Raw genomic sequence first — 6730 nt, forward strand, 5'->3', positions numbered from 1 at the left:
TCGATCATCGTCCCTGCCATCCCAGTCGTGGATTCAGACACGGCCGTCTCCTTCGGATCAGGCCAGACCCCACACACCGTTATTCAGACAGTCCCTTGCTTCAGGGAAGTGATGGAGGATCGGCGGCAACGGGCGATTACGTGATAGAGGATCGGCGGGAACGGGCGGTTTGGTGAGAGAGCATCCGGGACTACAGGGGGTTTGGTGAGAGAGGATCGGCGGAAACGGGCGGTTTGGTGAGAGAGCGTCGGGTTAGCGTTTCATGGATGCGGCGCGCCACAGGTGCATGACCGCATAAGAGCGCCACGGACTGACTTCCCGGAAGTCCGGACTTAATTCCGAACCCGCCCCACGCGAAGCTGGCGGCAGCACTTTCAATCCGTTGCGCACAGCGGCGTCGTTGCCAAGGAAAACGTCAGGGGCTCCGAGCACGCGCATGGACACGTAGCCAACGGTCCAAGGCCCGACGCCGGGGAGCGGCAACAGCTTCCGGGCCAGGGTCGCTTCGTCGTCGCCGTAGCCGAAATCGAGGCTGCCGTCGGCCATCGCGTCCGCCGCGGACAGCACGGAATCGATCCGCCTCTGCGGTCCGCGGAGGAGTTCCCTGCCGTGCTCGGCGAGTTGTGCCGCCGTCGGGAACAAACGGTGGAAGCCGTTGCCTCCAGTCTCCAACTGTGACCCTGCAGCCGATAGATGAGTGAGGGCCGTTCGTGCCGCAGCCACGGTGATCTGTTGCCCGATCATGGCCCGGATCAGCAACTCCTGGGCATCCACGGCACCGGGAAGCCTGATCCCCGGGACGGCCCGGACGCCCGGTTCGAGCCGCGGGTCGCCCGCGAGGGCTTCATCGATGGCGACGGGATCGGCGTCGAGATCGAACAACCGACGGACCCGGCTCAGCAGGACCGGAAGGTCGTGGAGGTCGGCCACGGTGGCCGCAAGTTGCAGCCGGGACCTGTTGCCGGCGGACTCGGGATGGTAGGTCACGGTAAACGAGGTTTCGCCGCGGGGGAGCCGGAGGGTCCGGGAATAGTGCCGGCGTCCGTCCGGCTCCACACCGGCCGCCTCGATCCCGGGAACGGCACGGACGGCCAGGAAGTCGAAGATCCCGGTATCGAAGGGTTCCCGGTAAGGCAGGTTCAGGGTCAGTGTTGCCGGCAGCACGGTTTCGTCGCCGCGTCGCGGGGCCAAGCCTGGCGCACTGGCGCGCAACGCCGTCGGAGTCATCGCGAAAACCTCGCCAATGGTGTTGTTGAACTGGCGGACGCTGTTGAAGCCTGCCGCGAAGGCAACGTCGGCAAACAGCATGTCGGTGGAGACCAGCAGCGTCCGGGCCGTTTGCGCGCGGCTGGCCCGCGCCAGGGACAGGGGGCCGGCACCGAGTTCATGCTCAGGATCCGGTTCAACTGCCGGGCGGAGTACCCCAGCCGGTGGGCCAGTCCGTCCACTCCTTCGCGGCTGATGACGCCGTCGTTGATGAGCCGCATGGCCCGACCGGCCACATCGGAGCGGAGGTTCCATGCCGGCGTGCCCGGGACGGCCTCGGGCAGGCAGCGCTTGCAGGCCCGGTAACCGGCTTCGTGCGCGGCCGCCGAGGTTTCGTAGAAGGTGACGTTCTCGGCTTTGGGCGTCCTGGCCGGACATGACGGCCGGCAGTAGATCCCCGTGGAACGGACCGCGGTGAAGAATTGTCCGTCAAAGCGGGGATCGCGGGCGTCGATCGCCCTGTAGCGCTGCCAGAAGTCCATGGCTCCATCCTGTCAGTCGACCGACACCGCTGCTAGCGGAAATCGGACATGATCGCGGAGCTTGGTTGCTAAGGTCTGAGACATGACAGCTACCGACACACGGGGCGTCCGCGACTTCCTCTCAGGAGACCCGCGGACCCTCGCGCCGCTTGTCCTGGGAGGGGTGCTCACCCACCACTCGGAGTCTGGTCCCGTGTCAGTCCGGCTTACGGAAGTGGAAGCGTACATGGGGCCGCGCGACTCGGCCCACCCGGACCCCGGCTCGCACACCTACGGAGGACGGACTGCCCGGAACGCGCCCATGTTCGGGCCGCCGGGCTTTCTCTACGTCTATTTCACGTACGGCATGCACTACTGCGCCAACATTGTCTGCGGGCCGGAGGGGGCTCCGTCGGCCTTGTTGCTCCGCGCAGGCGAAATCGTCGCAGGCGAAGAGCTGGCCGCGGTCCGCCGCCCTGCATCGAAGGCCCACAAAGACCTGGCGAGCGGGCCGGCCCGGCTCGCTTCGGCGTTGGGGCTTACGACGGCGGACTCAGGCCGCGACGCGCTCGCGGCACCTTTCAACCTTTGGTTGCCGGAGTCCCCGGCGGCTGCCGTCGCCAGCGGACCGAGGGTGGGCGTTGCCGGTCCGGGTGGGACCACGGAGTACCCCTGGCGTTTCTGGATCGAGGACGATCCCACGGTGTCCCGCTACAAAGCCGCACGGCCGCGCACCCGCCCCTCCACCGCCTGATCCGTTGCCACAGTGCCCCGTTGACGCGCCGGCTATCCACCAGATGGCCTCTACCCCACGCGTTTACCAAAATCGCTGTAGAATGGACGGTCTGTCTTTTGCGATAGGGGTTACGGTTTCGATGCACGACGCTGATTTGGTTCACGAGCAGGAATACGTTGCCGGGTTGTATGCCCGGCTCGATGAGCTGCGCGAAGAGAAGCGCACCCAACTGGCGCAGGTGCGCAAGGCCGGTGCCGTGGGAACCATGCAGAACGTTTCGGAACGTGACGCGTTCGCTGCGCTGTACGAGGACCGCCTGGCCCAGCTCGACGCCGTCGACGACCGCTTGGTCTTCGGCCGGCTGGACCTGGATTCCGGCGAAGCCCAGTACATCGGCCGCATCGGGCTGTCCACGGCAGATCTGCAGCGGCTCATGGTTGATTGGCGTGCCCCCGAAGCCGGCCACTTCTACCAGGCCACTGCGTTTGACCGCCAAGGCGTGCGCCGTCGTCGTCATTTGATCCTGCAAGGCCGCGACGTCAAGGCGATCGAGGATGACGTCCTGGACGCGGACATGCTGGCCGACGACGATTCCCTGCAGGGCGAAGGAGCCTTGCTCGCTGCGCTGAACTCCAAGCGCACCGGCCGCATGTCGGACATCGTCGGCACCATCCAGTCCGAGCAGGACAGGATCATCCGTTCATCGATTTCCGGCGCATTGGTTGTCCAGGGTGGGCCCGGAACGGGAAAGACCGCCGTTGCTCTGCACCGGGCAGCCTATCTGCTCTACACCCACCGTGACCGCCTCAAGAGCGCCGGCGTGCTGCTCGTGGGTCCGTCGTCGTCGTTCATGCATTACATCGAGCGTGTCCTTCCCTCCCTGGGCGAGACCGGAGTGGTCATGGCGAGCCTCGGCCGGCTCATGCCGGGCATCCACGCCATCCCTGAGGAGAATGCGGACATCGCCGCCCTCAAGGGCAAGCTGGACATGGCAACCGTGGTGGCCAACGCGGTGGCCAACCGGCAGCGGACCCCCGGCAAGGACCGGGTCCTTGAGGTCGATTCGCGCAAGCTGACCCTCACCGAGCGGCAGGTGCGGCGTGCCCGTGACAAGGCGCGCGCCACCGGCAAGCCGCACAACGAGGCCCGACTGACATTCATCAAGATCCTGCTCCGCGAACTCACCGAGCAACTGACGGACCAGGTTGAGGCCGCGAACATCGGCAACAACGCCGATCGCGCCTACCTCGCCGAGGATGTCCGGACCGCCCGCGACGTGCGCATCATGCTGAACCTGTGCTGGATGCCCATGACCCCGGAGAAACTCGTCTCAGAGCTCTTCAGCAAGCCGCAGATCCTGGAGGCCTGCACAGCGCACCTCACCCCGGAGCAGCGGTTGCTGCTGCAGCGGCCGGCGGATGCCCCGTGGACCGAAGCCGACGTTCCCCTCCTGGACGAGGCCGCCGAACTGCTTGGCGAGTTGGACCCGGCAGCCGGCAGGGGATTGGCGCAGCAGGAGGCGGACCGTGCCCGCGACCTCGCCAACGCCAAGCAGACCCTGGCCAACATGGAAGCCATGGGAGTGGACGTCCTCATGACCGCCGAGGAGTTGGCGGACCAGAACCAAGAGCGCGAAGGCCGTCTCACGGCAGCCGAGCGGGCCACCAGCGACCGTTCGTGGGCCTTTGGTCACATCGTGGTTGACGAGGCCCAGGAGCTTTCGCCCATGCAGTGGCGGCTCCTGGTGCGCCGCTGTCCGTTGAAGTCGTTCACGATCGTGGGCGATATCGCCCAGACGAGCGCCGCTGCCGGTGCCAACTCATGGCAAAGCGCACTGGCGCCGTTGTTTGGTGACCGTTGGACGCTTGAGGAACTGACGGTCAATTACCGCACGCCGTCCCAGATCGCAGAGGCCGCCGTGCGCATGGCCAACCGTGCAGGTCTGGTTGTCTCCGCACCCAAGGCCGTGCGGGAGGGCAAATGGTCGCCGATCGTCGACCGCGTGGATGCGGATGCCATCGTGTCGCGCCTGGTGGACGTCCTCCCGGAGGAAATCGAAGCGATCGACGGCGGCCTGCTCGCCGTGATTGCCGACGGGCCGCTGCTTCCGCAGGCCACAACAGCCCTCCGTGGAGTCTACGGACGCCGTATCGGCACGGGTGCCGGCAGTTACGAGCAAGACATCGTGGTCATCAGCCCCAAGGAAGCAAAGGGCCTCGAATTCGACGGTGTGGTGGTGCTGGAACCTGCCGCCATGCTCAACCACGAGCACGGCAAGGTGGGCGACCTCTACGTCGCCATGACCCGGCCAACCCAGCGCCTCCGCCTCATCACCGCCGCGCCCCTCCCGGCCGGCATCGAACGCTAGGGAAAACGGCGTGGTCAATCCTGCTAACTTAGAACTCGTGTCACACGTAAACAGCCTCGAGTCCCAACAGAACGATCCCGCCTTTGCCAACATCTGGCAGGAGCTCACATGGCGCGGCCTGGTCCACGTTTCCACTGACGAAACGGAACTGGAAAAGCTGCTCGCGGGGGACCCGATCACCTATTACTGTGGCTTCGACCCCACGGCTCCGTCCCTGCACCTCGGCAACCTCGTCCAGCTCCTGGTGATGCGCCGCCTGCAGCTGGCCGGCCACAAGCCGCTGGGTCTCGTGGGTGGCTCCACCGGGCTGATCGGCGACCCGCGCCCGACGGCGGAACGCACCTTGAACACCAAGGACACCGTTGCCGAGTGGGTCGGGTACCTTCAAGGCCAGGTTCGCCGTTTCCTCAGTTTCGAGGGCGAAAACTCCGCCAAGATGGTCAACAACCTTGACTGGACGGCGCCGCTGAGCGCCATCGACTTCCTCCGCGAAATCGGCAAGCATTTCCGCGTTGGCACCATGCTCCGCAAGGACGCTGTGGCATCGCGCCTTAACTCCGACGAGGGCATCAGCTACACCGAGTTCAGCTACCAGATCCTGCAGGGCATGGACTACCTCCAGCTTTTCAGGGACTACGGCTGTGCGCTGCAGACCGGCGGTTCCGATCAGTGGGGCAACCTCACCAGCGGCACTGAACTCATCCGCAAGGTGGAAGGCAAGAGTGTCCACGCCTTGGGTACGCCGCTCATCACGAACTCCGATGGCACCAAGTTCGGCAAGTCCGAGGGCAACGCCATCTGGCTTGATGCCGACATGTGCAGCCCGTACACGTTCTACCAGTTCTGGCTGAACACGGCCGACGCCGATGTGGTGGATCGCCTCAAGGTCTTCACGTTCCTCACTCGGGCCGAGATCGAGGAGCTTGGCCAGGCTGTGGCGGAACGTCCGTTCGCACGGGAAGGCCAGAAGAAGCTTGCCTTCGAGGTTACGTCCTTGGTTCACGGTGTTGACGCGACGGAAAAGGTCATCGCGGCATCCGCAGCTGTTTTCGGCAACGGTGACTTGTCAGTACTTGACGAGCAAACCCTCGCTGCTGCAACCGCGGAACTCCCGTCCGCCAAGGTCGGCAGCGACTCCCTGGGCATCATCGACCTGTTGGTTGCCTCCGGCCTCTCCGACAGCAAGTCCGCTGCACGCCGCACTGTCGGAGAAGGCGGAGCCTACGTCAATAACGCCAAGATCTCCGACCCGGATGCCGTCATTGGCCAGGAGCAGTTGCTTCACGGCCGGTACCTCCTGCTGCGCCGCGGCAAGAAGAACCTGGCGACGGTAGAGGTTTCCGCCTAGCCGCGCCCTGTTCCGTACCACTTGTTTTTCCCGTTGTTGTGAAAGGCCGGTAACCCGTGTGGTTGCCGGCCTTTTGCTGCAAAAAGTGCGTCGCTGGCTTCCCCTCCGGACGCTCTCTCACCGAACCGCCCGTTTTCGGGATCGCTCTCTCACGGAATGCCTGTTTGCGGCGGACGCTCTCTCGCTGGCCTTTCGTTTTGGTGTCTATCCGGGGTTCGACGGCGGGTGTTGGGTTGGGTGTTGTGGTGGCTGGTTGGTGGTGGTTACGTTGTGTGATGGGCTTCACGGTGCCGGGATTTGTTTGTTGGGTTTGGGGTGTGTAAAGTTATTCGAGTTGCCGCCGCTGATGCGGGTTTGACGGTGACAATCTCCCTTTCAAATAGCCGGTTTCGGGCGGTGCCTTTGCGTGCTGCTGAGTATTGGTGGAGATCCGGGCTGGTTTGCTTTATGCGACTGGATCGGGTAAGTTTGAAAAGTTGCTCCGGAGCGATCCAGTCGTTTGGTTGGTGGTGCCGGTTAGTGTCTGTTGTTTGAGAACTCAATAGTGTGCC

Annotated in this window: 3 protein-coding genes and 1 pseudogene; 3 read left to right on the forward strand and 1 reads right to left on the reverse strand. The window is 64.6% G+C overall.

Annotated elements, in window-relative coordinates:
• Positions 1–252: 252 nt before the first annotated feature.
• Positions 253–1748: pseudogene (locus ACH488_RS21825) on the reverse strand (DNA-3-methyladenine glycosylase 2 family protein).
• A gap of 82 nt (positions 1749–1830) precedes the next feature.
• Here ACH488_RS21825 and ACH488_RS21830 point away from each other — a divergent pair.
• From ACH488_RS21830 to tyrS, 3 genes are all read left to right on the forward strand, one after another.
• A complete protein-coding gene (locus ACH488_RS21830; RefSeq protein ID WP_397326691.1) occupies positions 1831–2481 on the forward strand; it encodes a DNA-3-methyladenine glycosylase in 651 nt (216 codons plus the stop codon).
• A gap of 121 nt (positions 2482–2602) precedes the next feature.
• On the forward strand, positions 2603–4831 hold the full coding sequence (locus tag ACH488_RS21835; protein WP_397326692.1) for an AAA family ATPase: 2229 nt from the start codon (positions 2603–2605) through the stop codon (positions 4829–4831).
• A 37-nt stretch (positions 4832–4868) separates the two neighbouring features.
• On the forward strand, positions 4869–6179 hold the full coding sequence (gene tyrS / locus ACH488_RS21840; protein WP_397326693.1) for a tyrosine--tRNA ligase: 1311 nt from the start codon (positions 4869–4871) through the stop codon (positions 6177–6179).
• Positions 6180–6730 lie beyond the last annotated feature (551 nt).

The sequence above is a fragment of the Paenarthrobacter sp. NPDC018779 genome (genome assembly GCF_044391085.1).
Classification (GTDB): Bacteria; Actinomycetota; Actinomycetes; order Actinomycetales; family Micrococcaceae; genus Arthrobacter.